Annotated in this window: 23 protein-coding genes, 1 tRNA gene and 1 pseudogene; 4 read left to right on the top strand and 21 right to left on the bottom strand. The window is 61.6% G+C overall.

The window, feature by feature from the left end; genetic code table 11:
* Window positions 1–1,440 precede the first annotated feature (1,440 nt).
* From GY725_17840 to GY725_17855, 4 genes and pseudogenes are all read left to right on the top strand, one after another.
* Window positions 1,441–2,052, top strand: coding sequence for a hypothetical protein (locus GY725_17840; GenBank protein MCP4006051.1), 612 nt, complete (start codon window positions 1,441–1,443; stop codon window positions 2,050–2,052).
* A 6-nt stretch (window positions 2,053–2,058) separates the two neighbouring features.
* Window positions 2,059–2,286: a helix-turn-helix domain-containing protein gene (locus tag GY725_17845; protein MCP4006052.1), complete on the top strand. Its 228-nt coding sequence runs from the start codon at window positions 2,059–2,061 to the stop codon at window positions 2,284–2,286.
* A 130-nt stretch (window positions 2,287–2,416) separates the two neighbouring features.
* Window positions 2,417–2,539 (top strand): ribbon-helix-helix protein, CopG family, encoded by a 123-nt coding sequence (locus tag GY725_17850; GenBank protein ID MCP4006053.1) that lies wholly within the window; start codon window positions 2,417–2,419, stop codon window positions 2,537–2,539.
* A 311-nt stretch (window positions 2,540–2,850) separates the two neighbouring features.
* Window positions 2,851–3,627: pseudogene (locus tag GY725_17855) on the top strand (site-specific integrase).
* 133 nt (window positions 3,628–3,760) lie between these two features.
* Here GY725_17855 and GY725_17860 read toward each other — a convergent pair.
* From GY725_17860 to GY725_17960, 21 genes are all read right to left on the bottom strand, one after another.
* Window positions 3,761–3,836, bottom strand: a tRNA-Gly gene (locus GY725_17860).
* Window positions 3,837–3,941: 105 nt separating this feature from the next.
* Window positions 3,942–6,269: an AAA family ATPase gene (locus tag GY725_17865; protein ID MCP4006054.1), complete on the bottom strand. Its 2,328-nt coding sequence runs from the start codon at window positions 6,267–6,269 to the stop codon at window positions 3,942–3,944.
* A gap of 33 nt (window positions 6,270–6,302) precedes the next feature.
* The gene (locus GY725_17870; protein MCP4006055.1) at window positions 6,303–9,467 is read right to left on the bottom strand and encodes a tetratricopeptide repeat protein; all 3,165 of its coding nucleotides are present in this window, start codon (window positions 9,465–9,467) and stop codon (window positions 6,303–6,305) included.
* Between the two features lie 66 nt (window positions 9,468–9,533).
* Entirely contained in the window at window positions 9,534–10,322 is a 789-nt protein-coding gene (locus GY725_17875; protein MCP4006056.1) for a lipoate--protein ligase family protein, read from the bottom strand.
* Window positions 10,319–10,750, bottom strand: coding sequence for a type II 3-dehydroquinate dehydratase (aroQ, locus tag GY725_17880; GenBank protein ID MCP4006057.1), 432 nt, complete (start codon window positions 10,748–10,750; stop codon window positions 10,319–10,321). Before aroQ ends, GY725_17875 begins: the two co-directional genes overlap by 4 nt.
* Before the next feature lie 12 nt (window positions 10,751–10,762).
* Window positions 10,763–11,128 carry a roadblock/LC7 domain-containing protein gene (locus tag GY725_17885; GenBank protein ID MCP4006058.1) on the bottom strand — a complete coding sequence of 122 codons (366 nt, stop codon included), beginning with the start codon at window positions 11,126–11,128 and terminating at the stop codon, window positions 10,763–10,765.
* The gene (locus GY725_17890; GenBank protein ID MCP4006059.1) at window positions 11,125–11,607 is read right to left on the bottom strand and encodes a hypothetical protein; all 483 of its coding nucleotides are present in this window, start codon (window positions 11,605–11,607) and stop codon (window positions 11,125–11,127) included. Before GY725_17890 ends, GY725_17885 begins: the two co-directional genes overlap by 4 nt.
* A complete protein-coding gene (gene aroB / locus GY725_17895) occupies window positions 11,604–12,674 on the bottom strand; it encodes a 3-dehydroquinate synthase (protein MCP4006060.1) in 1,071 nt (356 codons plus the stop codon). The genes GY725_17890 and aroB overlap by 4 nt, the downstream gene beginning before the upstream one ends.
* Window positions 12,671–13,180, bottom strand: coding sequence for a shikimate kinase (locus GY725_17900; protein ID MCP4006061.1), 510 nt, complete (start codon window positions 13,178–13,180; stop codon window positions 12,671–12,673). Before GY725_17900 ends, aroB begins: the two co-directional genes overlap by 4 nt.
* 70 nt (window positions 13,181–13,250) lie before the next feature.
* Entirely contained in the window at window positions 13,251–16,298 is a 3,048-nt protein-coding gene (gene pilQ / locus GY725_17905; protein ID MCP4006062.1) for a type IV pilus secretin PilQ, read from the bottom strand.
* Between the two features lie 5 nt (window positions 16,299–16,303).
* Window positions 16,304–16,801 (bottom strand): hypothetical protein, encoded by a 498-nt coding sequence (locus GY725_17910; protein ID MCP4006063.1) that lies wholly within the window; start codon window positions 16,799–16,801, stop codon window positions 16,304–16,306.
* Entirely contained in the window at window positions 16,802–17,419 is a 618-nt protein-coding gene (pilO, locus tag GY725_17915; protein ID MCP4006064.1) for a type 4a pilus biogenesis protein PilO, read from the bottom strand.
* A gap of 12 nt (window positions 17,420–17,431) precedes the next feature.
* On the bottom strand, window positions 17,432–18,037 hold the full coding sequence (locus GY725_17920) for a hypothetical protein (protein MCP4006065.1): 606 nt from the start codon (window positions 18,035–18,037) through the stop codon (window positions 17,432–17,434).
* Window positions 18,034–19,092: a type IV pilus assembly protein PilM gene (gene pilM / locus GY725_17925; protein MCP4006066.1), complete on the bottom strand. Its 1,059-nt coding sequence runs from the start codon at window positions 19,090–19,092 to the stop codon at window positions 18,034–18,036. Before pilM ends, GY725_17920 begins: the two co-directional genes overlap by 4 nt.
* 9 nt (window positions 19,093–19,101) lie before the next feature.
* Window positions 19,102–19,386: a helix-turn-helix transcriptional regulator gene (locus tag GY725_17930; GenBank protein MCP4006067.1), complete on the bottom strand. Its 285-nt coding sequence runs from the start codon at window positions 19,384–19,386 to the stop codon at window positions 19,102–19,104.
* 113 nt (window positions 19,387–19,499) lie between these two features.
* Entirely contained in the window at window positions 19,500–20,633 is a 1,134-nt protein-coding gene (locus GY725_17935; GenBank protein MCP4006068.1) for a hypothetical protein, read from the bottom strand.
* A gap of 35 nt (window positions 20,634–20,668) precedes the next feature.
* Window positions 20,669–22,078: a sigma-54-dependent Fis family transcriptional regulator gene (locus GY725_17940; protein ID MCP4006069.1), complete on the bottom strand. Its 1,410-nt coding sequence runs from the start codon at window positions 22,076–22,078 to the stop codon at window positions 20,669–20,671.
* Window positions 22,050–23,582 carry a HAMP domain-containing histidine kinase gene (locus GY725_17945; GenBank protein ID MCP4006070.1) on the bottom strand — a complete coding sequence of 511 codons (1,533 nt, stop codon included), beginning with the start codon at window positions 23,580–23,582 and terminating at the stop codon, window positions 22,050–22,052. Before GY725_17945 ends, GY725_17940 begins: the two co-directional genes overlap by 29 nt.
* A complete protein-coding gene (locus tag GY725_17950; protein MCP4006071.1) occupies window positions 23,579–24,373 on the bottom strand; it encodes a prepilin peptidase in 795 nt (264 codons plus the stop codon). The genes GY725_17945 and GY725_17950 overlap by 4 nt, the downstream gene beginning before the upstream one ends.
* Before the next feature lie 22 nt (window positions 24,374–24,395).
* Entirely contained in the window at window positions 24,396–25,172 is a 777-nt protein-coding gene (locus GY725_17955) for an ABC transporter permease (protein MCP4006072.1), read from the bottom strand.
* Window positions 25,169–26,101: an ABC transporter ATP-binding protein gene (locus GY725_17960; protein MCP4006073.1), complete on the bottom strand. Its 933-nt coding sequence runs from the start codon at window positions 26,099–26,101 to the stop codon at window positions 25,169–25,171. The genes GY725_17955 and GY725_17960 overlap by 4 nt, the downstream gene beginning before the upstream one ends.

A 26,101-nucleotide genomic window follows, 5' to 3' on the forward strand; every position in this document is an offset into this window, starting at 1 on the left:
GTCGATCCTTCCCGGAGGCCGAGAACGTGCTTCCTGCCGTCGCTGTCGATGCCCAGTACGATCAACACCGCATGGTCGCGGAAGTGGATTCCATCGATCACAAGGACGCGGAGATCCAGGTCCGACAACGGCTGCGAAAGCGAGGCGAACCGGCCCGGTTTCTCCGAAGAAACCTCAGGAAAAGGAGGTTCACCCGGCCCCTTGAGGAGAGATCTGTATGTGCCCGAGAAATTGCGGTTTTCGCCGATACTTCCATCCAGGACTCATCGGTCTGCGGGGCAACTCAAATGCTAACAATTGCTAACAATTTTTCCCGTCGGTTCGCGTCCGCGGCGTGCGATCGTTGTCACTAGAACGGGGGTGACAGCCATGTTGGGTTACTCTTCCAACAATGGTTCACGATCCCACAGGCGGCCCTCATCCAACACGCTGGACGCTCGTCCGCCGTTTTAGAGAGCCCCTCGCGATGCTGAGAGAGGTACTTGCGAATGACCAGATAGACCCGGTCGCGCTGCAGCTTGACTGGAGCACTGAGCTACGGTTTCAAGAATTGCGTCCCGAGAGAGCCGATGATGCGCTGCTAGCCCTACAGAACGCTACCGCCAGAGTCGAAAACGGACTCACCGAGCTGATGATTGAGAGCAACCTGTGTCGAGCCGCTTTCCGTCACGTTCACAAGCGGCGCCCCCGCGGCTCCGTCATCCCGCGGTGGCAGCAGATCGCGCAGAGGAGCCTCTCCGCTGGGGCGCTTCGCAGGTGGATTCTGAGGGCGGTGTCCGGGAACATTCGAGACCTGAAGCGTCGAGGTGTGCCTCGGCGGGCACCCCGTGAGCATGATGAGGATGCTCTCCTTGAGCTGCAGTTGCGCCTAAAGCCACTTCCAGGGTTCACGGAGCGACGAATAGAAGTGCTCTACGCGATGATTCGCGGCGAGTCAGACCGCCGGACAGCTCGGCGATTGGGCGTTGCGGCGGTCACCATCCGCAGGCATCGCCAAGCGGTCTACCGCGCCTTGGAGCCGTTCGGGGTGACACCCGAGGAGTTGGGGAGAGCAGTCGGAGGCTGAAACGGTGCGAAGGGGCAGATGAACGTTCTTGCGTACGGGTAACGGGAACCACTGCGCAGGAGCGAATCCGACCATGCCTACCCAAGTCGAAGTGAGCCTAGTCGAGTTTCTGGATGCCGAGGAGGGAGGCGTCCGTCTTCTTGGCCGGACGAGTGACCCAGATGTTGTCCAGTACGTCCGGGACCGAATCGCCCGCGAGCGACGCATCGACCTGAGGAGGTTGGCTCCTCCGGCTCGCCAGATTCCCAGCGATGGGGACCACGAGTGATGAAACAGCCTGCGATCGCGCGGTATATCGCGGATCACTCTCAAGGCGGCCGCTAGTGGCGACGCCGAAGCGCACGTGGTTTCGCGGCCACGCGGGCACAGGAGACTTGCTCCAGGACAACGATCTACTTGCGTTCTTCTGGCGGCTCCATGAGCGGCTTCGTCGCGAGACCTTCGAGCGTGGACGGGATGAAGCCGATATAGCCCGTGGAGCGACGTTCTCACTCACCTACCTAATGCAAGACACGGGCAAGGGAACGAAGCCCGCGGCGATACGCCTCGCGCAAAGGCTCGAAAAGCTCTCTGTCGAGATGACCGATACCGTCGCCTCCGGCTGGTGCTTTGGGGTGATTCGCTTCGAGGTTGGGGAGAACAGATGGACGTGCATCTGGCCCAAGTGGGCAGAATTGCAGGAGCGCAGACCCCAATATGCTTCCCGCAAGCGCCCGGAAGCTAGCCCGGATGTTGCCCCAGAGGAGAGGAAACGAGACGAGAGGAAGAGAGAAGAGATGAGGGGGAAAGAAGACCGCAACCCGGCCTGGACCAATATGGTTTCCCTCTGGGACCGTGAGACGGACGGGGAGTATGGAAGCCTGCGGGATTGGCTCCCTGAAGCCCGGAAGTTCTTCAAGGCAAGGTCGCAGAACGCGACCGATGAAGAAGTTGTCCACGAGGCAGCCCGTCGGGCCGGGTTGCGCCGCAGCAAGGAAGAGCGGTAGGCCGCAATGCGTGGCGACCGACTCTCCCTTCGCATTTCGGAAGCCGCAGAGGCACTCGGCATCAGCGAGCGACACCTCCGAGCCCATCTCTCTGAGATCCCCCACCTCCAGATCGGCTGCTGCGTGGTCATCCCGGTCGATTCCTTGAAGGAATGGCTTCAAGCGCAGGCTCGTCAGGTATCACAGGACGCTGATTCCATCGCCAACGCCATCATGGAGCAACTGGATGATTGATTCATGTTTGACGAACCAAGATGACAGCGCCATGATGAACGCTGTGGCGACGAGAAAACCGGCGAAGGGGAACTGGGGTGGGCCTCGCCCAGGCTCGGGCAGGAAGCCCGTCCTGGAGAACCCGCACCGCGTGACGCTGGACCTTGAAGGCCCCCAGAATGCTGCTGTACGCGAGATTGCCGATCGGCGTGAGGTTTCGGTCGCGGAAGTCATTCGCGCTGCAGTACGCGCCTACGTGAAGCGGAGTTCGTAGTCGTGGCAGCGAAGGTCAAGTGGTATCGAGATGCTTGGTGGGTCATAACGCACGCGAGCCGCAAGAAGATCAAGAAGCGGTTCGGGACGACCAACGCCGACAAGCGCCGCGCGGCGAAGGTCGCAGACGAGATCAACCACCGTCTCGCGCTGGGGCAGTACACCCCGGAGCCGCGAACCGAGGATTCGGCGATCCCCTTCGATAAACGAGTTCGGTCCTGGCATCGACTCTACTCGCCAACGTTCAAACCGAGCTACGAGGACACCAGTCTACGACTCATCGAGAACCACCTCGTTCCCTTCTTCGGCTCAATGGATCTCCGGGAGCTGTCGGAAGCCGACATCCTGGGCTACATCCGCGCCAAGCTCGACGCCGGTCTGGCGCCGTCCACAATCAAGAACGGGCTGACCATCGTGCGACGATTGTTGAACCTCGCGCAGCGGGAGGGCTTAGTCTCGCAGAACCCAGCGGCGAGGATCGGCGAACTGATGAGGCGAGTCGATCAACGCAGCGCGTATGAGACCAAGCAAGTTGACTCATGGTCTCGAGCTGAGGTCGCCGAACTCCTGAAGGTCGCGCTGGAGCATGAACCCCGTTTCCACCCTGCCCTCTTCCTCGCCATGAGTACCGGCCTACGTCGGGGGGAGATCCTGGGATTGAAGTGGGCCGATGTGGACTTCGAGCGTTCCCGCGTGAACATCCGCCGAGCACTGGTTAGGGGACAGCTCTCGACGCCCAAGAGCGGCAAGGGTCGCATGGTCGCCCTCCCTCCAGGCTGCGCCTCGTTGCTCATCGACGTACTCGGTGACCGACGGCGGCAAATGCTGGCGCGCGGCTGGCCCGAGGTGCCCGAGTGGGTCTTCCCCTCCGAGAGCGGCGGCCCGCTGGAGGAACGCAACTTCGAGCGAAGCTGGGGCCGCGTCCGCCGCCGCGCGCAGAAGGAAGGAGTCCGTCCGTTGCGGTTCCACACGGCGCGGCACACCTACGCGAGCTTCGCGCTGGAGGCCGGGAAGTCTGTTCGCTGGGTGGCGGACCAGCTCGGCCACAGCAACCCGGAACTGACGCTCCGCACCTACGCCCACGCGCTCCGCAGCGAGGAGATCGACCTCTCCTTCGCCGACTTCGGCGGCCCCAAACGGACCTATACGGACCCTGGTGTTGAAGGCGACGAGGGACCCGCAATCACCGACGACGCAACTGACCGAAGACGCAAGCGATTCCTGGAGCGGGAAACGGGGCTCGAACCCGCGACCCCAAGCTTGGGAAGCTTGTGCTCTACCAACTGAGCTATTCCCGCCAGAACTGAAAGAGGTACCGAGCAGTCCGGTTCGCTCGCCTGTTGGGAATCAGTCTACCACCCCGAGCGTCGGCGCGGCAGGGCGCGCCGCTCTGAGGATCGCTGTCAGTCTCCGAGCTGAATCGAGTCGAAGAGCGCGTCCAGATCTTCCTCCCCATCGGGAATCTCGATCTTGGGCCCCGCAGCAGGCGCGGCCTGTACGGGCGGCGCGGATGCTGGCGCCGCAGGGGCTACCGGCGCTGGTGCGGGTGCTGCAGGTACGGGTGCGGGTGCGGGTGCTGCAGGTACGGGTGCTGGCGCGGGTGCTGCAGGTACGGGTTCCGGTGCTGCGGGTGCTGCAGGGATTGGAGCTGCGGTCGGCGCGGCCGATTGAGCGGGATCGGTTTTCCAATCCTCGTCCACGTCGGAAAGCAGTTCCCCCAGATCGAAGAGGCTCCCGGGACCCGCATCGTCGCTGACCTCGAGTGGAGAAGCGGCAGCTGCAACCGGAGCCTGGCGGGGAGCGACGGGTTCGGGCGCCGCAGCAGTCGGAGCCGGGATCTGCGTCTGAGTCCCGGTGGAATCGAGAATCGATCCCAGGTGGAAGCCTTCATTTGAGGTCGTCACCTCGGGTGGCGCAGGCGCCACAACAGGTGCTGCTACGGCCTGAGGCTGGACGGGCGCAGCCGTCGGAGCCGGAACAGGAGCCGCGACCGGAGCCATGTCTGGGATCGGTGTCGGAGCTGTAATTCTCGTGTCTGCAGCGTCTGCCTGCTTGCGCAGTTCAGCCTGCTGCTCGGGTGTGATCACGCCCGCGAGGCTCAGCGGAGTCTTGTCGTCTTCATCGTCTGGCAGCGAGAGTTCGAGCGCCGTCCCGCTTTCCGAGGTCAGCGGCTGCACGTCCTCAACCGGCATGTTCAACTCGATTTCGACTCCGAACGAAGGCGCGGTTTCGTCGTCAGAATCCTGCGAGAGCGGGTCCGCTTCCCCGCTGCCCATCACCGGGGAAACCGGATCAAAGGCCGACGCGACAGGAGGCGCGAGCTCCTCCTCGGTTGGCGGATCGGGGGGACTCAGTACGAGTTCTGGTTCGCTTTTGGGTTCGAGCCGGCTCTCGACCACGGATTCGAGTTCGAGTGCACCGGTTGAGCTATCGGATGCAGCCGGCATCGCGGGTGGAACGAACTCGCGGTTCAGCGGCGGGAAGTCGTCGGCCACCAACTGCGTTGCAACCTGTGGGGCCGGCGAGGGGTTCGGGTCGGCGATCACTTCAAGCGCCGCAGCGGCTTCATCGAGCACGGCCGGATCGACCGGTGGCCGCACGGGCTCTGAGGACAATACGGGCTCGGGCGGTGCAGGAACGGGCTCGGGAGGTACCTCCGGTGTCATCGCGGGGAGAACAGGAATGAGTTCGTCTGCAACCTCGAGCGCGGGCACCGGCAGCGGAGGAACCGGCGCGGAGGCGACCTCTGGTGGCGCTGCAGGCGAAGCGGGAAACGAACTCGGGCTCGGAGCGGCCGGTTCGACCCAGGGCGCGGCACCACTCTCGGACTCCCCGATGCTCTGGATACCCGGAGCTTCCGCGACCTCGCCGATGGCGAGATCCAGTTCCAGGCCACTGGGTTGTTCGCTGGCATCGGCGGGCGAAAGACCTAGCGCGTCTGCCGCCGCGGCGACGAGTGAGGCATCCGCGGGGTTCGCGCCTTCGAGCGAGGCGTCGAACAGAGTGTTGTCCGCGAGCGAGTTCATCACGCGCGGCACGCCTTCGGAGTATGCGTAGATCGCATCGATCGCATCGGGCGTGAAGATCTCGAGCGAGCCGCCCACGTTCTTCAAGCGATGTTCGAGATACCGGGCGGATTCTTCTCGATCCATAGCCTTGAGTTCAATGCGAATATCGACGCGCTGGGCCAGCGGTGGATCCAGGCGCAGAATCTCGCGGAGTTCATCCAGGCCAAAGAGCACGAGCGAAACGAGCTTCTTGCCTTCGTGCAGGAGATTCAGCAGACCTCGGAACTCCTCCATCGCATTGCGATTTCGGAATAGCTGGGCCTCATCGACGAAGATCACCGGGTATTTTCCGGCGGTATTCACCTCAACCAGGCGGGCGTGTACCTGATCAACCTGCTCTGGGATCGTCGGCGCGAGCTGGACGATCCCGTACTGGCGAGCGACGTTGGGCAGAAACCAGCCCGAGGAGCAGCCTTCGTGGGGAATCGACAGGAAGCGAACCGCAACATCGCTGTCGGCGAGGTCGCGCAGTAGATAGTGCGCGAGTGTGGTCTTGCCGCGTCCCGGCCCGCCGTACACGACGGTCAGAGCCTTGCGCTGGTGGATCCCGCGCAGCACGCGCAAACGAGCCTGTCGTTGCGGCTCGCTTTCGTAGTAGAAACGACCGTCGAGATCGTTCTGGAACGGCTCAGCTTCGAGGTCGAAGAATTTCAGGTATTCCATGCAATCCTCATATGCGACGCCGCTCGCGGCGTTCTACTGGAGTTCGGAAATCCGCGCCGTCACATCGCGGAAAGTCGGGTCGGCGGAAGCCACAGCCTGGAAGGCGGCGAGTGCCTGTTCGCGCTTGTTTGCGGCCAGGAGCACTTCTCCCAGGTCGTAGCGCAACGAGGTTCCAATCTCGTCTCCACTCGCGACCATGGTGAGAGCGGTCTGCAGATCGGTTTCAGCTTCGCCAAAACGGCCCAGTTCGAGCTTGCAGTGCGCCATGAGCGAGAGCGCGTTGATGCCCATGGTTCCGCTGCGCCGAACGATTTCGAGTTCGCGAATCGAGTCTTCGAGAAGTCCCATTTCCTTGTAGGCGATCGCCAGGTCGTAATGCGCACCGACCTCTTCTTCACCGACCTGTTCCTGGATGCCTTTCTTGAACGCTCTGAAGACCTCGTCGAATCCGATCTGTTCTTGACCGGAGGCTCCGGCGGGCGCTTCGAGTTCGGCTTCGAGTTCCTTCGCGAAATCAAACAGGTCTTCCTCGTTTGCATCGTCTCGAGCGGGCACCGGCACGGCTGCGGCGGGAGCGTCTGCGAGCATTGGCTCGGCTGAATCCACAACAATGATGGGATCGGCATCCACCGGCTCTAAGGTGCTCTCGAGTACGGCCTGTAGATCGACCTCCGGCTCGCTGCTTGCCACGGGTGCAGCAGCCGCGACCGGCGCGGGCGCCGGTTTGGAAATCGGCACGGGCTCAGGCTCAGGAATCGGTTCGGGCTCGGCTTCCAACTCGGGCTCGAGAACTGCGTCTGCAGGCGAACCCTTGCCGAGCATTTCGGCAAAGCTGGCCTCGTCGGACTCCATTTCGACCGCGAGTTCCAGCTCCGATCCCGGCTGCCCGGGCGCACCCGTGTCTTCGACGACCGCGGCTTCCTCCAGTTCGCGTTCGATGGGCGGCATCGTGTCTTCTGCCGCGATCCTCGGCTCCTGTGTGAAGTGGATCTCCGGAATCGAAGCGGGGGTTGCCGTGGCGGGCCCGACGTCGACCGAGTCGGACGCTGGCTTCGCTTCGCTTCGGGCTGCCGGTTTGCTGTTCGCGGGCGGCGTTGCTGCGGACTCTCCATCGACGACTAGCGTCTCATTGCCAGCCTTCCGCGCCTCGATTTCGCCCAGACGGACCTGCGCCTGTGGGTGGTTCGGTACGATCTCGAGGATTGCGCGATAGGCCTGCTCTGCCTCATCGAGTCTGTTCGCCTCGAAATCGCTATCGGCCTTGCCGATCATATCTGCCAGGTCCGGCTGCTCTTTGAACGAGTCTGTGGAACTGCCGAACATCGCCGATTCACCCGGCCCGCCGTCAGAGGGAGTGACTTCATCGAGCGCCGCATCGATATCGAGTGACTCGCCTTCCAGCTCGACGTCGATGTCCACATCGATCTCGACGTCGATATCGAGGTCGACCTCGAGTTCCGGCTCTGCGTCTGGCTTGACATCCGCCTGGGGCGTTTCAATGACCTTGCTCGGCTGGGAAAGACCTAGCATGAGCTCGTCGGGCGGATCGACGGACGCGTACGTCGAATCATCGTCGCCTCCATCGGCCAGGACGATCTCGACGTTGGGCAGGGAATCCATACCCGGCGGTTCGGGCCTGGGCTCGGGCCTGGCTTTCGCCTGTTTGGGCTCGGGCCTGGCTTTCGCCTGGCCAGGCTCGGGCCGAGCCTTCACCCTGGGGTTCGCGGTCGCGGGTGATGTCGGCTGCCGCTTCGACTTGGAGGGGGGTTGAGACGTACGAAGCGAAGGGGCTGTCGCTTTGCCCTGCGTCGCGGGAGCCGGAGGCTTCGCGGTGGTTCGGTTCGGAGAAGCGCCGGTCTTTGGCCCGCGAGCGGCCGGAACCGGGCGCGGAGTCATCGACACACCGACTTCTTCGAGTTGAGCGGCCAGGTCTTCGACACCGGGATCGTTAGGCTTCTCGAGCTGCGCCAACAGGATTCCCAGCTCCACGGAAGTGGGATTGGTCTCGGCCGCCTGCTTTGCGAGTCGCGCCGCGGTCGCCGGATCGCCGAACTCGAGCGCGACCTTGGCCTCGGCGATCAGATCATCGGCGGACGATAGATCCAGTCCAGGCGAATGATCGAGATCGGGAACATCGAGCATGACCGGAGCCGATTGCGATCCCGGAGTGCGCGGCGTCAGCTCCTCGCCCGCAGAAAAATCCGCCTCCTCGCTCTTGCCCGGTTCGCTCTTGCCAAATTCGCTCTCTTCACCCAGATCGAGCGAGAGCTCACCCATCGTCTCCTCTGTGAGCAGGATGCTGGGCGAGGTGTAGGTATCATCCCCTGCAGTAAACGACTCGGCTACGACGAAGCGCTGCAGGATATCGCGCGCTTTGTCGTTGTCGCCGCGGCGCTTGAACATCTCGGCGATCTCGCGATAGGCGCGCTGCTTGCCCACCTCGTCACCAGCGGCGTTGTACGCCATGACGAGAGCTTCGAGAATCCCCTGTTCGTCCGGAAATCGATGCTGCGCGTCGTTGAGCAGGCGGATCGCGTCCTCTGCTTCACCGAGCGATACTTTGGCCTGGGCGAGCAGCTCGAGAGCGTGGTAGTGATCAGGGAAGGCGTCGACGGCGTGCTCGGCGACACGCGCGAGCAGATCGTTTGCGGTCTGGCGCTGCACTTCCTCGAGCAGAGAGTCGAATTCCGCGCGCGCCTCGTCGACCAATTTTTCGCGCAGGAACAGATCGGCCAGATTGAGACGGTTGGAAACATTGGAGGGATCGAGCGAAGCGACCTTCTTCAACAGGTCCAGGGCTTCGCGCTTGAGTTCGCGTTCCTGGCACAGGCGGACACCTTCCTGGAACTCGCGCAAGGCGTCGCTATTGAGCCCCATGCGCTGGAAGTGCTCGCCGAGCTTGACGCGAGCTTCGAGGAAATCCTCGTCGACGCGCAGGATCTGCTTGTAGATGGCGACGGCCTTGGCGTCGAAACCACCCTTCGAGAACTGCTCGGCCACCTGGCCGTAGGATTCGATAGCGGCCTGCTTGTCGCCCTTTTTCAGGTACAGGTCCCCGATCTTCAGACGGATGTTCGGATCCTGGGGATCCGCCTTCAGCAGCTTCAAGTATTCCTTGAGGGCTTTATCGTACGCGCCTTTTTGGGCGTACTTCTGCGCTGCTTCGAGCGCCTTGCGCTTTTTTGGCGTAAACGCCACTCGTCCTCGATTCCGCCTGCGACCTTGAACAATCTCCCGCCACCAGCGACAGGAGTAGGGTCCTCGCTACGGAAGACTATCGGCGGATCGAAGGAATGTTCTTAGGATAAGTGGCGGTGCGCATAGGTTCTTTTGGGCACGAAATTCGACGCGCTCCCTCGCCACAGCCGTCTCGCGCGCCGTGAGCGGCATCTCCGCCAGGTTCCCTCCGACTCGTTCCCTGAAGGCCGCGATCAGCGACGCAGAGACGTGGGAAACATCTGCGCACGACACGGGCGCCTGGCCGGCTCGTGTCGTGCCCGTGATGGATTCGTACAGTTCCGAGTCGTCACTCAGGCGGATGGCACCGTGCTGGAGAAAACCGGAACCGATCCGGCGTTGCGCACTGCCGATCAACTTCTTTCCCTCGAGTTCGATCTCGAAACCTGTCGCTCCGGCAAAGCACAGGTCGAGTCGCTCGGCATCGGGTTCAGCTCGACTGGGCTGTGCAGAAAGCCCCGCTCGGCGCAATCCGTCGACCAGTACCCCGCGGATCCACTCGTAGCTGCCGCGCAGATCTTCGGGTAGACCGGGCAGGCCGGACGGCGCGACGACCGCATAGGTCAAATCCCCTGCGTGCAGGACACTGCCTCCCCCGCTGACGCGCCGCACGGTTGCGACGCCGAGTTCGTCACAACGCCCGAGCCAATCGGGTGGGCTCTGGCGGTATCCGAGGCTGAGCGCAGGTAGCGACCAGGTGTACAGACGCAGGCTGGGACCGGACTCTGGAGCGCAGAGCAGGAGAGCCTCGTCGACCGCCATGTTCCAGCTTGCGGAACCGGGACCGTCGACCAACAGGCGCCATGACTGCGTCACTGCAGGCGTTCGATCAACGCACCGAGGGCGAGTTCATAGCCCTTCGCACCCAGTCCCGTGATCTGTGCCACAGCGACGGCCGCCACGCAGGAGTGGTGCCGAAACTTCTCGCGTGTGTGAATATTCGAAAGATGCACTTCAATGACCGGTAGCGAACAACCCGCGAGCGCATCTCGCAGAGACACACTCGTATGTGTCAGGCCACCGGGATTGATGATCACGCCCTGGTGCGTCTTGCGAACGGCCTGGATGCGATCAATCAGCTCACCTTCGTGGTTCGACTGGAAAGTGTCGACCGTAACGCCCTGCTCTGCTCCGAGCTTGACCAGAAGGTGATCGATCTCGGCCAGAGTGGTCGAGCCGTAGATCTCGGGCTCGCGCTCACCGAGCAGATTCAGATTAGGGCCGTGGAGAACCAGGATCTTCATGGGATCCGGGTATTACAGCGTCTCCCTGAGATCGTGCAACACCATGCGCGTGAGATAGCGCATCTTGCCCAGAATCCCCTCGGGAGTCAGGACGATCAGCAGGAAGAACTCTCCGTCGATCGGGCGGAGCAGGATCTGGTGCTTCTCAGTGGCCAGAATCATCTCCTGCAGGGCGTTGGGCGCGCCCTCGTAGACCGACGAGGTCGCCTTGCGGACCTGTTCGAGCATTGGCTGTAGCTCGACCGCGAGCGCCGCGAGATCGACCTGATCCGTCTGACCGTACTCGTCGATCGGAATGCCGTCACCGGCCATGACCGCGCCCGCCAGCGCGCCTTCGGTCTGGTCGATGAGCTGTGCCAGGATCTCGCGGAACGTCATGCGATTGCCTCTCTTTGGCTGCGGCGTTGCGCCGCGGCCAGCAAGCGTTCGAGCTTCAATATCGTACGCGCGCGGCGGTCTTCCAGCGGGCTGCCCAGAGAATCGCGCACCGCCCGTGCGCGCTCGTTGTCCGGATCCTTTTCGAGTACGACGTTGGCGACCGCGCGCGCCTTTTCGGGGTGCCCCTGGTCCGCGAGCAGCTGGGCCATGGTCGGAGTCGCGAGCGGCTCGGGCAACTGGAAGCCGGCCTTGATTTCCATTCGCTCGAGGATGCAATCGCGCAAGGCGATCAAACGCTCATTCACGGGTTCAGAAGCGACATCGTCGAGCAGGGTACCGACGACCAGCATCAACGTGTTGGGATCCAGCGCAGCGGAAACGGCCCGCTCCAGACAGACCACGGCCTCCTCGATTTCGCCCAGGGCCCAATGTCCCCGCGCGATCTCGATGCGCAGCTGCGTCGGATCCTTCTTGCTCATTCTGCTCCCGCCAGGATCTCTTCAGGACTGAGCCGAACCACCTCGGCGCGCCCGATCTCGCGAAGCGCGACGAAGCCCACCTTCTGGCTCCGAACCTTCTTATCGACAGCAATCGCCTGAAGGTAAGCGCTCTTCTGCTCGCTCCAGTCGGGCGCTGTCGTGCGCAAACCAGCTCGATCGAGCAATGAGATCAAACGCTCAGCGGTTCCCTTTGGCGCCAGTCCGAGACGCTCCGAGAGTTCCGCGGCGAACGCCATGCCCATAGCAACCGCCTCCCCGTGCCGCACTCCGCGGAAACCCGCGACACTCTCGATCGCGTGACCCAGTGTGTGGCCGAAGTTCAGCAGGGCGCGCAGCCCCCCCTCACGCTCATCCAGGCTCACGACTTCCGCCTTGATCGCCACCGAGCGCGCGATCGTCTCGCTGATGATCTCGGTGTCGAGTTCGAGAGCCGCCTGCACATTCTCTTCCAACCACGAGAAAAACCCCTCGTCCCAGAGGGCGCCGTGTTTGATCACCTCCGCCATTCCCGAACGACGGTCACGCGCCGGGAGCGAAGCCAGGACATCGGGATCGATCGCGACGAGATGCGGCTGGTAGAAGGTGCCGATCAGGTTCTTGCCTCGCGGGTGGTTGACGGCCGTCTTGCCACCGACGCTCGCGTCGACGTGCGCGAGCAAGGTCGTCGGCACCTGAATCAACGGAGTGCCCCGCATATACGTCGAGGCCACGAAGCCGGCCAGGTCGCAAACCGCTCCGCCCCCGAGTCCAATGATCAGAGTCTGACGATCGGCACCCAGGTCGGCGAGTTCCCCGTGCAGACGGGAAGCGGTTCGCATGGTCTTGGCGCGTTCGCCATCGGGAACAGAGAGTCGGTGCAGGTCGAGACCCAGACTGCGCAGCCCACCTTCGAGGGCGTCGAAGTACAGCCCGCCAACGCGAGGCGTGGTCACTACGACGATGCGATCCACATCCTCGCTGAGCAGTTCAGCGGCGTTCCCCAGACAGCCAGAACGGATTACGACCGGATAGCTGCGATCGTTGAGCATGACGGTAACGGTGCTCATGCAGTGTGCTCCCGCAATGCTTCGAGTACGGTATGGGCGACGGCGTTCACATTGAGCTCGTCGGTGGAAACGCGCAGATCGGCCGCGGCATAAGCTGCTTCGCGTTTCTGGGCGATCTCGCGCAACCGCTCGAGCATGGCCTGCGCATCGAGTCCGGCCAGAAGCGGACGACTCGCGGTGTGGGCAAGACGCGCCACGAGCCGCTCAAGACCGATGTCGAGACAGACCAGCGTGCCCTTTTTCGACAGGATGGCTCGATTTTCCTCGGACACGATGGCTCCGCCTCCCAGCGCGACCACCGCGCCTCGATCGGGAAGCTCATCGAGCACCGCTCGCTCCCGGCGCCGAAAACCGTCTTCGCCCTCACGGGCGAAGATCTCGGCCACAGCAACACCGCAATCGCTCTCGATCTGCGAGTCGGTATCGATGAACTCGAGATCGAGAAGCCGGGCCAGGACCTTGCCCACACTCGACTTTCCCGACCCCATCATTCCGGTCAGGAGCACCGACCGATCGCGCCTCGCTCTCCCCATTTCCAGAGAATAGCAGAAGGTCGCGATCGGTCAGAACGGCTCCCTACAGGTCGGAGTCCGAGGCGTGGATCACGCGAGGCGTGACGAAGACCAGCAGCTCGCGCCGCTCGTCCTGGATGCTGAAGCTCCGGAAGGCAGCCCCTAGCAGCGGAATATCGCCGAGAAACGGAACCTTGGTCTGGCCGCGGCCGTTGTCGACCACGTAGATCCCACCCAGGACCATCGTCTCGCCATCTCGGACGATCGCCTCGGTGTTGGTCTCGTTCTTTTCGATACCGACGATCGTACCACCGTCGCCCGACAGAGACGGCGCGTTTCGCGAGACCTTGATCTTCATGATGATCGAGCGATTGGCCGTGATGTGCGGCGTCACGCGCAACTGGAGCACGGCATCGATGAACGAGATAGTGGTCTTGTCCGAGGTCGACTCGACGAACTTGATGGCGACACCCTGCTTGATCGTCGCTTCCTTGTTGTCGAGCGTCACCACTCGCGGCGACGAAATCACCTTGCCCTTGGCATTCCGCTCTGCGGCTCTCAGCTGCAGATCGAGCTGCAGGTGATCCCGAGCCGTCAGCACACCCAGGGTCAATAGACCCGTCGCTGCGGCCACGGGATTGTCCGAAAGGAAGTGGTTCTGCTGTGCGGTCTGACCCGGGAGCGTGCCGCCCGTCACACCGGTCGGCTGTAGGCCGCTCGGTGCGTCGTAGGCCGAACCCCAGGTTGCTCCGAGACCGCGCGAGAAGTTCAGGCTCGCCTCGACGATCTTGGTCTCGATCATGACCTGCGGCGTCTGCGTGTCCAGCGCTTTCACCAGGGCCGTCGCCTCGTGAATGACCGAGGGGATGTCCTTGATGATGAGCGTGTTCGTGCGCTTGTCGACGTTGACCGAACCTCGCGAAGAGAGCAGGCGCTTGACCAGCTTGCCCACGTTCTTGGCCTTCGCGTAGTTGACCGGCTGTAGCTTCACGACCAGGTCTTCGAGCTTCTCGCGAGCGCGGCGCTCCTGGAGTCGAGCCTGGCGCTCGAGCTTCAGGGTCTCCACAGGTGCGATGCGCAGGATGTTTCCGATGCGCACGAAGCCCAGGCCCTTGGTCAGAAGGATGACATCGAGTGCCTGGTCCCAGGGCACATCCACAAGGCGGATCGTCACCCGGCCAGAAACCTCTTCACCCGCAATCACGTTGAGGTCGGAGACCTCGGCGATCAGACGCAGGATGTTCGCGATGTCGGCGTCTTTGAAGTCCAGGGAGATGCGACGGCCTTCGTAGCCCTTCTCCTCGTCGAAACCACCCTCTTCCAGGATGTCGATCGCGGCGGGGTTCGCCGGACCGTCCAGGAAGGGATCCAGTTCCATAGCCTGTGTCTTCTGGATTGGCGGTGTGGGCATCGCGGGAGCGACCGGGGCCGAACTCGGCATCGCCGCCGCAGGAACCGCAGATGCGGTGAGCGGCATCGCGGGATCTGCCGCGTTCTGCTGCTCGTCGGGCATCGCCGGAGGCATGCTCGCGCTCTCGTCGCGTTCCATTTCGATGTAGAGCTGTCCGTCTTCCCAATCGATCGTCGCCGACTCATTGGCAGATCGGTGCAGCACGACGCGCACCTCGTCATTCGAAATGTCCGGAGTCTTGAAGACTGAGAACATCTTGACCGGTCCGCCGAATTCCGTGGTATCGACGCGGCGCTCGTTCTCCTGCTGGATCACAGCGCCGGGAAGCATGACGATGAGCGTGGCCGCATCCGGCTCGACGACCTTCGGCGTCCCTTCCGTGTTCATGCTGACCACCACGCGGTCGAGTCCGGGTAGCGACTCGAAGTGCACACTGGTGATTTCCTGCGGGCCTGAGGATTCGTCAACAGCCGGCGAATCGTCGACCATTGCGGCCCCGTCCGGCATCTCGACGACGGGCTCCAAGGTCTGTTTGGGAGCTGGAGTCGTCTCCGACCCGCTTGCCGCAGCCACCAGCTCTTCGACAGGCTCGGCAACTTCTTCGACTTCAGCCACGGGCTCGACAACCGGTTCGCGGGTCTGTTCGGCTTCCGCCTCTTCCACAACCGGCTCGTCGCTCGGCTGCATCTGCTCGCCGATTTCCTGGGAGGGCGCGGCGGGAAGCTCTGCAGCAGCAGGCGCCGGAACCTCCGCATCGAGCGTCACCATCATGCCGTCCGCGACGGGTGTGACTTCGTGGCCGTTCAACTTGCCGCGCAGGTCGAGAACGACTCGAACCTTGCCGGGATGCTCGCCCACACGAACGCGTGCGACAGCGCCGGACTCAAAGCTCTGGCGATCGGGCCATACACCACTCTCCGCTCCCCAGAAGTCGATCACGAGGCGATCGGGATCGTCGAGGGTGAAAGAGTCGACCTTTTCGAAGGGGCCGTCGGCGCTGATCTCCAGGCCGGATTCGGCAATCATGACCTTAAGGAGCTTGCTGGTCTCGGACTCGCCCATCGCAGCGGGAGCAGCCGGAACGATCTCGTTCTCCTTGACGCCCGGACGCACGACCTCGGGAGCCACGACATCGGGCTCATTGGTCTCGGCCGGTTCGACGACCTCTGGCGTTGTGGCGAGAACCGGAGCCGGTGCTGCGGGAAGCTCGTCGGCAAGTGCTGCTTCCGGAGCCGCAGGAACGACCTTGGGCTCGACCTTTGCGACGCTCGTGTCGGGCCCGCTTCCGGTTTTGAACTCAACGACGATCTCGTCACCCGCCGGTATGACTTCGTACTCCGACGCGTGGGTCAGGCCGATGCTGACACGCGCCATACTGTGTCCCAGCTGCGCGTCTCCGAAGGTTCCCAGTGTAACGTCGTTGACCAGCCCGTTGTTCACGTTGATCGGAGCGTCAACCCCGTCAAAGCTCATGTTCGGGAGTTCAATGATCAGCCTGGGCGGATCTTCGCGCATGAACGCCGTGTAGATCGCATCGCCAGCACCGCGAAGCACGATTCGAGTCACGCCTTCGTCCTGCCGGACATCGACTGCCGTTATCGTGGCTGCTTCGCGAGCAGACAGCTCCGCCTGAGTCAGGAATAAGACGATTCCCAGACCCAGGGCAAAACACACCGCACGCCCAGAGAAGGTGATACCCATCCGCCTCATCCTCCGTTCTTCCCGTAGAGCTTCATCTCGACTTCCTTGCTCGTCGCGCGATCCTGAAAGTCGACATAGGTTTCCTTGACCACGACACGGTTGTCCTCGATCAGGACAATCCGCCCTTTATTCTTTCCAACCGGCGTGCCTTCGTTGACCACATAACCCTTACCGGTTGGGTCCTTGATGAGCGCCCGGGGCATCTTCATACTCCAGATAATTCCGGTGATCTCGAGCTGTGAGAGGTCGAATCGCTCGAGTGGCGAGGTCGCACCATCTTCGAGCTTTCTCTCCTGCCGGATCCAGGAACGGAATGGATCGGGTTTGTCCGTCGGGTCGTAGCGGTAGGCCGCCTCGACCACGTTTCCCTCGTCCATCTTCTTGCCCGCCTTTGGCTTGTAGATCTTCCCGACCTTGCCGGTTTTCGCCGGCCCATCGTCCGAGCAGGCCACCAGTAGGGACATGCCAGCAACGAGAACGACGGCGATTCTGATTGATCGCATCTACTCTGCTCCCGCCGACTTCGTGTCTTTGTCGTTGAAATAGAACGTCGCTGCGACGCCCTTGACCTTGAGCTTGGGGCCGTCGAGACCATCGTTGACGACGTTGATCTCGAGATTGCCGAGATTCACGATGCGCGAGAGATTTGCGAGGCGATCGAAGAAGATGCCTACGTCGTGATAGCTACCGAGGAACTCGAGCCGGATCTGCTGCTCGGAATAGAAGCCGCGATTGACCTGCTTGCCGCGCTTGAATGAGCGGATCTCCAGTCCCGACTTCTTGCCCAGGGTGGTGATGTCGGTAAGCAATTGAGGCAGTTCGCTCGAATTCGGCAGCTTCTGCAGTGAAGCCTGGAGCTGCGCTTTGAGTTCCTTCTGCTTGCGCTTGAAGGTCTCGAGGTTCGAGGCTACTGCCTTGGCCGACTGGATGTTCTGCTCCAGCTTGGTCAGCTTCTTCTCCACACCGTGAAGAACGGTCCGCTGCCCACCAAAGAGTGTGACCCAATAGATACCGACCATCAGCACGGCCACCAAAGCCAGCGCGCCGTAGCGCGCGGGAGCCGGCAGACGCCCGAACTGCTCCAGCATCTGTTGTGCATCGAAATTGTCGCCAATCGCCACGAGGTGCTCCTACTACTTCCGCTGCCGTCCGCGTCGGCCTTTTCTCTTCTTCTTCGCAGAGGCCGCAGCGGTTGGCTTTAGATAGGGATAGTTCGCTTTGAGCGTAAACCGGTTGAGCTTGAGGCCTTCGGTCTCAGTGACCGAGGTCTCCTGCAGCTGAACGCCTGAAATCATGTTCGAGGTCTCGAGCCGCGAAGCGAAGTCGGCGACGATTTCCGGATCCAAACTCAGGCCGCTCAGATTGAGCTTGCCTTTCTTCGCCGTCAGCTTTCTCAACCAGACGCGGCTGGGAATGCTCTTGGCGATGTCGTCCATGATTCGCACGGGTCCAGAACGCGCCTTCTCGATCTGTGTGATCACATCGAGTTTGCGCTCGATCTCTTCCTGTTCCACCTGGAAGCGCTTTACTTCCTTGCGGGTCTCCTCGAGCGCCTTCAGTTCTTTCTTCTTGACCACGATCGCAGCTCTTTGACTGCTAATCTGTGACTTGATGGAGATGTGCATCCCCAGCGCGATGACGACTCCGCAGGTCGCAGCGACACCGAGCAGTACACCCTGCTTGCGAAGGCCGGCCTTTTTTCGGGCCTCACGAACAGGTAGCAGGTTGATGCGAATCACTTGTCATCTCCTCGGCGAAGGGCAAGCCCGACGGCCACCGAGAGCCCAGGGGCCAACTCTCGAAGCACTTCTTCATCTCCCGCCCTTGGCGCGATGTCGATCTGATTGAACGGATCTGCGATCTCGACGGGCAGTTCGATCTTTTCCTGAAAGAGCCTGTCCAGCAACGGAACGCGAGCGGCGCCTCCGCAGAGCACAAGCTTCTGAAGTGGCGCACTGGATGCTGTGGCGCGGTAGAAATCCAGAGAGCGCTGGATCTCCCCTACGAGGGTCTCGGAGACGTCACGCATGGCCTCTTCGACTTCTTGCGGAATGACTTCCTTGCTCACCTCACCGGGACGGCCTCCCACCTTGATGCGCTCGGCCTCTTCGAAACTGATCCCGAGAGCCTTCTGGATCTCTTCGGTGTATTGGTTACCACCGGTCGTTATGTCGCGGTTGAAGACTGGAATCCCGCCCTGCATCACGTTCATATTGATGACAGAAGCACCAATATCGACCAGAGCGACAGCACCCGCGTCGTCGTAGTTCTCCAGGTACATATTGCCGACAGCGAAGCCATCAACATCGAGTACCGCCAGATTCAGGCCGCATTCGGTAATCGCACTCACGTAGTCGTGAATCAGGTCCTTTTTCGCGGCGACCAGCAGAACATCCATCTGGCCATCGAGACCGTTGTCGTCCAGGACCTGGTGGTCGATGTTCACTTCGTTGATATCGAATGGGATGTACTGCTCAGCTTCCCACTTGATCGTTTCCTCGAGTTCTTCAGAACTCTGCACGGGCAGCGAAATGCGCTTCACGATCACGGAGTGTCCGGAGACCGACGTCGCCACGTCCTTGGTCTTGAATCCGCCACTCGCGCAGACTTCACCAATCGCCTCGGAGATGGCGGGTGCGTTCATGAAGGAGCCTTGAACGATGGCTTCGGAAGACAGTTCGGCAATGCCGAAGCCTTTGAGCCGATATCCACCATTCGCCGTTTCCAGCTCCACCGCCTTGACGGAACTCGAACCAATGTCGAGACCGATGATCGATTTGGAACGAAAGAACATCTAGCCGTCCTAGCTGTACGGGTTCGTCGACGTGAGTTCAGCAGCCGATCCGGCGCCGAATACAGAGTCCCGGTCTGATACTTTCAGTCCGAGCGCATGCAGGATTTTTCGCTTCGTATCGAGTCGACAGGTCTTGCCCGACTCGACTCGGTCGATCGTCAGAGTTGAGAGGCCTGCCTTACGAGCAAGTTCAGCCTTGCTCATCATCAGTGCTTCGCGGATTTGTTGGACATTGTTCGCCACAGCGGTTCCCCAGTTTCTCGAGAAGGCAGAATCTGTGAGTTCTTTGAGCATCCCCGAGGAGTAGACCCCTCGATTCATTCGTCTGCTTGATCGGCGGCTTAGAAATGCGACTTGAGGGTGCGCGAAGCCAAAGTTTGCGTCAGCCACGCGCGGTCGCTGCGCACTCAGAACTCTTCTTCTGCCTCCCCTTCTTGATCTTCGAACTCCTGCTCGGAGTCCTCCATTTCCTCATCAGCTTCGTAGTCCGTAGAAGGCCGAGTGATGTCTCTATCGTGGGCCGCGTTCGCGGGATCACTTTCGGCATCGAATTCGGCCTCGTCTTCGGGATCAACGGGTGCAGGATCGCTGGCCTCAGCATCGCGCCAGTCGACTTCCAACTGGTACTTCTGCGAAGCGAGCCCGCCAAAGGGATCTGAGACGGCCAGTTCAACCGGAAACTTGCCACTTGTCCCGGGCTGGATCGTCCAACTGACGAACCCCGCAGTCGTGCTGATTTCCATGCCCGGAGGTCCCGATATGAGTTCGTATTTCAGAGGCAGATCACCATCCGGATCGGCCACCTGCATCTGGTAGGAGTACTGAGTCGGGCCGGACAGTTCGTAGTTCGGCTGTGAAGCGATCTTCGGTGGCGCGTTGCTCACCTTGACCGGATGCGATGTCACCCAGTCACTGGCTTCGTCCTCGTCGAGCGCGCGGACCTGGCCGGTGACTTTGACGGAGCGCTTGAGCTTGCTCGAGACCAGGCGCGAGCCGGTCTCACCGGGGATCAACTGGTTGTTCAGAAGCCAGCGATATTCGTAACGATATGAATCACCATCAACGTCCGAAGCCGAGACCTTGACTTCAATCATGTCCGTCGACATCGGGTTCTTTGGCGTCAACTCGAACGAGGTTATGCGTGGTGGCGAATTCTCGATCACCACGGCTTCACTCTCTTCAGTCACCTCGTGAATGCCGTCCGACGCCCAGACGACCACGCGAACGCGGTCCCCTTTGCGAAATTGATAGGGCTCGAGATTCGGCTCGGTAATGTTGAAAGACGCACCATTCACGAACCACTCGAGCTCAACATCAATCGAATCGAGATCGGGGTCTTGAACCTGCACGGCGACAGTGAGCCCGTCGGCGACGGTCGGCTCAGCCGGACTGATCTCTACAGCCTCAATCACGGGTGCGCCGCCATCCGCGCTCTCTTGCGACGGCGCGGTCCTGGCGGCCTTTTCGGTCGGCGCCTGCGACTCTTCAGCGCTGCACGCGAGAGATAGTGCGACCAGTGCGACTAGATATATTCGAGCCATGACGTCCCCTACTGACGTACGTCTGAAACAGACGTCTAGTTGCTATCGGGTTTCGACGGGATCGGATTGAGGGGCTCGACCGCGTATTCCTTGATCTTGTACTGAAGAGCCCTTGGACTGATCTCTAGAACGCGCGCAGCCTGGGTGCGGTTGCCAGAAGTGAACTCGAGCGCCAGACGGATCAAGCGTTCTTCGAGTTCTCGGGTGCGTCGTTTGATGGACAGATCCTCATCTTCCGAATTTCCTCCCGCTGGAGCCTTCCGGACACTCTGCGCAGCGGGGAATGGGAAGAGATCGAGGCTTATGGATTCGGTGCGCGCAAGAATCAATGCCCGCTCGAGCATGTTTTCGAGTTCGCGCACATTTCCGGGCCATTCATACGCACATAGCGCATCGAGGACTTCTCGACCCAATGGCGCTGCGTGTTTTCCGATACGCCGTGACAGACCTTCCAGTAGATGGTCTGCGAGCAAGGGAATGTCTTCGGTCCGTTCGTGAAGGGGGGGGATGTGGAGCCGAAAGACATTGAGGCGGTAGAAGAGATCGGGGCGAAAGGCATTTTCGGACACCATCGCCTCGAGATTTCGCGCGGTCGCTGCGATGATTCGCACATCGACTTCTTGCGGCTTCGCTTCCCCGACCGGTCGGACTTCCTCGCTCTGCAAGACGCGCAAAAGCTTCACCTGGGTCGAGCGCGACAGTTCTCCGATTTCGTCCAGGAAGAGGGTGCCGCCACTGGCTTCGCGAAACATGCCCGGGGAGTCCGAATCTGCACCCGTAAACGCCCCTTTGACGTGACCGAATAGCTCGGACTCGATCAAGCTCTCGGTTATCGCACCGCAGTTGACCGCGATGAAGGGTTCCGAGGAGCGAGCGCTCAGATCGTGAACGGCCCGGGCGACCACTTCCTTGCCCGAACCACTCTCGCCCGTGATCAGCACGGTGGTCTTGTACTCTGCCGCCCGATCGACCAGCCCGCAGATTTCCTGCATCGCCGAGGAAGCCGCCACGATCGACTGCGAGGATTTGCGTTCTGCACCCAATTCGCGTTTGAGCTGGCGGTTCTCCCGCTGCAGGCGCTCCCGCTCCTCAACCTTGCGAATCGTGAGCAGCAACTCCTGAGGCTCGAAAGGCTTCGCAAGATAGTCGTAGGCACCCCGTCGAACCGCCTCGAGACTATCCTCGATCTGACCATAGGCAGACATCATCAGCACGGTCGCCGAGGGTTGGAGCTGGATCAGATCCGGTAGAAGATCGAGTCCGCTGCGCCGCGGCATACGCACGTCGCAGAGCACGACATCGAAGGTCTCCTCCGTCGCGAGACCGAGCCCCTCTTCGGGCCCTCCGGCGACGGAGACGGTGTACCCTTCGTCTTCGAGAATCAGGCGCAGACTGGTGCGTACGCCTTCCTCATCATCAACAATCAGTACCCTGCGAGCACTCATCCTCACTGGCACTATCGGCTTGTGGCACGATCAGCCTGAAGCAAGTTTCGCCGGACCGACTAGTGACTTCGAGACTTCCACCGAGAAGTTCCGCCATTCGATGCGCGTTCCAGAGCCCGAGACCCGTGCCCTCCCCCGGATCCTTGGTGGTAAAGAACGGATCGAAGACCTGAGGCAGGTCTTCAGCGGGAATTCCAGGCCCGTTATCGATCACTTCGATGGCGATCGCATCGGGCTGTCTCCGGTGCATGTACGAGGCCCCCGCGCGATCTGCTCGACGTCGTTCCGGCATCGACTTTTTCGCGATGGCTGCACGTAACTCGATACAGGGCTCCTCGTGCCCGCATAGCGCGTGTGCGGCGTTCTCCACCAGATTGGTCAGGATCTGCTCGAAACGACTGCGATCGACTTCGATCTCCGGCAGTTGGCGATCGACGGAGACCGAAAGATCGATCTCGTCGAGCAGCTTTTGGGCGGTCAGACGACGCGCGACTTCTTCGAGAGCCCTGTGCGGGCGAATCCGGACCAGCTCCGCCGCTTTGGGTCGGCCTAGATCGAGCAATTCTCGCACCAGAGTCCGGATGCGCAGCGCCTCTTGATGAATGCGTTCACTCATCTCTCGACTGCGATCCGATAATTCGGCGTCGCGCAGGGTAACTTCGGTATACCCCAGGATGGCCGCAACGGGGTTGCCCACCTCGTGAGCGACACCGGCAGCTAGTTGACCGACCGTGGCCAGCCGCTGAGTACGAGAAAGAGAATCGTGGGCGCGAACCAACGCGTCGCGCTGCCCCCCTAGTCCGGCCGCCATCCGATTGAACGAGTGCGCCAGTTCCGCGAGTTCTGCGGGTCCGGTCTCCTCGGTCCGGACATCGAGATCCCCAGTAGCCACGCGCGCCGTCGCCGCCGCCAGATCGCGCAGCGGTACAGCGATACGGCGCCGGAGCAGATAGGAACCAAAACCCACAAACACCAACGCCGCCATCAAGAGCACCCACGCGCCCGCCTGGACCAGCGGCAGCAACTCGCTGAGCAGTTCGTCGCGGGTGACCCGACCGATCAGGAAACCCGGTTCACCATGAGGAGGTTGAAGGCGCGACACCAGCACGACATCGGAGGCGAGCACGCCTCCGGCCTGAGCAACCTCGCGCTCGACGCGGGCCAGCTCGATCAACCTGGCCAGATCCGGCGAGTCGAGAGGGGTCTTCGGTCCGTAGCCGACCGTGAAGCCGCGGTCATCGAGCACGCGAAAATGCCCACCCAGCGCAGCGACGCTGCGCGTTCGAGCCAGCGCAGCTGCATCGTTGAGAGAATGAATACCCGCGCCCGGGCTGCCTTCGAGCTGCCGCGCACCGAGGCGCAGGCGGTCGAGAGCGGCGTCTTCCACGAGCCGGGCACTGGCACTGGTCATGACGACCGCCACGACCGTCAAACCCGCCAGCGTGAGCACCAGAAGAGACGCGATGATCTCCATCTGCAAACCGCCGCGACGGCCGCCGGTCACAGTAGACTCAGAACGCGCTGAAGCAGTCCCGGCACGAACAGGTAGACGATTCCCGCGAGCGCGAGTGCCGGACCGAATGGGATGCGTGTCGCGCGCCCAGTTCCCTTGAATCCGATCAGAACCAGGCCGTAGATCAAACCCACGAGCGAGCCCACCACCATGATACCGAGCGCCGACTCCAGGCCCAGAAAACTGCCGAGCATGGCCACCAGTTTGACGTCCCCCATGCCCAATCCAATCTGCCCGGAATACCACTCATAGCCGGCGGACAGCAGCCACATGAAACCACCGGCAATCAACAAGCCCAATGAGGCGTCCCAGAGACTCGGCGGTGGTGCAATCCAGGCCAGCAGTAGACCCAGTGGGATTCCCGGATAGGTGATTGCGTTGGGGATGATCTGATGTTCGGCATCGATGAACGTGATTGCGATCAACGCCGCGGCCAGCAGCCAGTCCACGAGCAGGCGGGCGCTCAGAGCCTGCTCGACTCCGATCCAGCGGAACATCAACGCAGCAAAAAGGAGCCCGGTCGCGGCTTCGACCAGTGGATAGCGGGCGGAGATCCGCTCGCCACAACTGCGACAGCGCGCGCGAAGGGCCAGGTAGGAGAGGATCGGAATATTCGCCCACCAGGCAATCGGCGAGTTGCAGCCCGGACAATGGGAGCCTGGCCACACCAGTGACTCATCGCGTGGCAAGCGGTAGATCACGACGTTCAGGAAGCTTCCAATACAAGCACCGAACAGAAACGCCATCCCGATCAGGAACAGCGGTGTATTGGGTGGGCTCATCTGCGAGACGATAGCTGCGCCGCTATCGGAAGTCCCGACGTTGGAACAGAACCATTGCGCCCGACAAGAGAACGGCGGAGTAGAGCATCGCGTACAGCGCCGCGAGCGAGATGCGAGCCATCTCGATGGGATTTCCCGCCGACGCATCCGCTTTGATGTCGAGCCTGTCCAGGTTGGGCAGTGTCCAGTAGAGCGCCTCGGTGACCGCCCGCAGTCCCGGCGCCTCTGAGCGCAGACCAAAGGCGCGCACATCTGCCAGCAAATGCCCGATGATCCACAACGCGACGGTGAACATGCCCGCAAGATAGGGAGTGGTGAAACTCGAGAAGAAGATCGCCACGGCCGTGATGAGAGCGAGTTCCAGATAGATCAATCCGATCGCCCACATGAGCCCCCAGCTGAACTCGGAACCCATGAACAGAAGCACCGCGATGAAACACACGCTCATCAGACCGACTTCCATCGCCAGTAGCGTGAGCAGACCGCAATACTTGCCGAGCAAGAACTCCCAGCGATGCACCGGTTTGGCCAGCATGGTGTAGACCGTCTTCTGAGACATCTCGCGATGTACGAGATTGATGCCCACAAAAATCGCAATCAACACACCGAAGAAGGCGATCGAGGACAATCCCATGTCGCGATAGATCCGATCCTGTTCACCCAGGTGCAGCTGCGCCAGCAGGATCGAACTTCCGATCATCAAGGCGGCAAAGAACAACAGGTTGTACAAGAGCTTGTCGCGAACGGCCTCTCGATAGGTATTCTTCGCCAGGACCCATATACGGAGGGCCGAGTTCATGCCTGGTTCTCCTGCTTGACGCCTTCGAGCAATAGATCTTCGAGGCTCCGGCGTTGCGGTATCATGCTGCGGACTCTGCCCTTGGCCGCCCGTACCTGATCGAGTGCGGATTCCGCGTCGTCCTCGCTTGCGAACTCGAACAGGAAGCGCGGCCCCTGCTCGACCGCACGGCGCGCGGTGCCGCTGAGTTCGTTGAACATTCCGCCATCGATACCCTCGACGACCATCTCGACTCCATCGATCTCCTGTCCGAGAAGTTCGTCGAGATATCCCTGCTTCACGACCCGTCCGTGCAAGATGATCGCGACCTGATCACAGATCATCTCTGCGTCCTGCAGAATGTGCGATGAGAAGAATACGGTCTTGCCCTCTTCGCGAAGGGAGAGAATCAAGTCGCGTACATCTTTGCGGCCCAGCGGATCGAGACCCGACATGGGTTCGTCCAGGATCAGCACGTCGGGATCACCGATCAGTGCCTGAGCCAACCCCGCCCGTTGCTTCATGCCCTTGGAGAATCGTCGAATCTGTTGGTCGGCCGCGTGCGGTATACCGACGCGCTCGAGCAGCGCGGGAATCCGCTCGCGCCGGACCTCCGCGGGAATGCCCAGAAGCGATCCGTGGAATTCGAGAAACTCGGACGCGGTGAGGTATTCGTGAAAGAACGTGCCCTCCGGCAGAAATCCCAGGCGTTCGCGACTCGCGGGCAGGCTCGATGGCTGTTCGTGCAACCAGACCCGACCTCTGGTAGGCAGGACCAGACCCGCCAACATCTTGATCGTGGTGGTCTTGCCCGCGCCATTGGGCCCGATGAAGCCGAAGATCTCACCCTCGCGCACGTCGAGATCGATGCCTTTCACGGCTTCTATCTCGCGCATCCAGAAGCCGGTGCGGAAGGTCTTCGCCAGATCTTTGGTTCGAATTGCGCTCAC

The organism is bacterium (assembly GCA_024226335.1).
Taxonomy (GTDB): Bacteria; Myxococcota_A; UBA9160; order SZUA-336; family SZUA-336; genus JAAELY01.

Bases quoted from the DNA above. Each gene is read 5' to 3' on its own strand.
- GY725_17845 (MCP4006052.1), top strand. From the start codon at position 2,059: ATGCGTGGCGACCGACTCTCCCTTCGCATTTCGGAAGCCGCAGAGGCA.
- GY725_17865 (MCP4006054.1), bottom strand. From the start codon at position 6,269: ATGGAATACCTGAAATTCTTCGACCTCGAAGCTGAGCCGTTCCAGAAC.
- aroQ (MCP4006057.1), bottom strand. From the start codon at position 10,750: ATGAAGATCCTGGTTCTCCACGGCCCTAATCTGAATCTGCTCGGTGAG.
- GY725_17885 (MCP4006058.1), bottom strand. From the start codon at position 11,128: ATGACGTTCCGCGAGATCCTGGCACAGCTCATCGACCAGACCGAAGGC.
- GY725_17890 (MCP4006059.1), bottom strand. From the start codon at position 11,607: ATGAGCAAGAAGGATCCGACGCAGCTGCGCATCGAGATCGCGCGGGGA.
- aroB (MCP4006060.1), bottom strand. From the start codon at position 12,674: ATGAGCACCGTTACCGTCATGCTCAACGATCGCAGCTATCCGGTCGTA.
- pilQ (MCP4006062.1), bottom strand. From the start codon at position 16,298: ATGGGTATCACCTTCTCTGGGCGTGCGGTGTGTTTTGCCCTGGGTCTG.
- GY725_17910 (MCP4006063.1), bottom strand. From the start codon at position 16,801: ATGCGATCAATCAGAATCGCCGTCGTTCTCGTTGCTGGCATGTCCCTA.
- pilM (MCP4006066.1), bottom strand. From the start codon at position 19,092: ATGTTCTTTCGTTCCAAATCGATCATCGGTCTCGACATTGGTTCGAGT.
- GY725_17930 (MCP4006067.1), bottom strand. From the start codon at position 19,386: ATGCTCAAAGAACTCACAGATTCTGCCTTCTCGAGAAACTGGGGAACC.
- GY725_17935 (MCP4006068.1), bottom strand. From the start codon at position 20,633: ATGGCTCGAATATATCTAGTCGCACTGGTCGCACTATCTCTCGCGTGC.
- GY725_17940 (MCP4006069.1), bottom strand. From the start codon at position 22,078: ATGAGTGCTCGCAGGGTACTGATTGTTGATGATGAGGAAGGCGTACGC.
- GY725_17950 (MCP4006071.1), bottom strand. From the start codon at position 24,373: ATGAGCCCACCCAATACACCGCTGTTCCTGATCGGGATGGCGTTTCTG.
- GY725_17955 (MCP4006072.1), bottom strand. From the start codon at position 25,172: ATGAACTCGGCCCTCCGTATATGGGTCCTGGCGAAGAATACCTATCGA.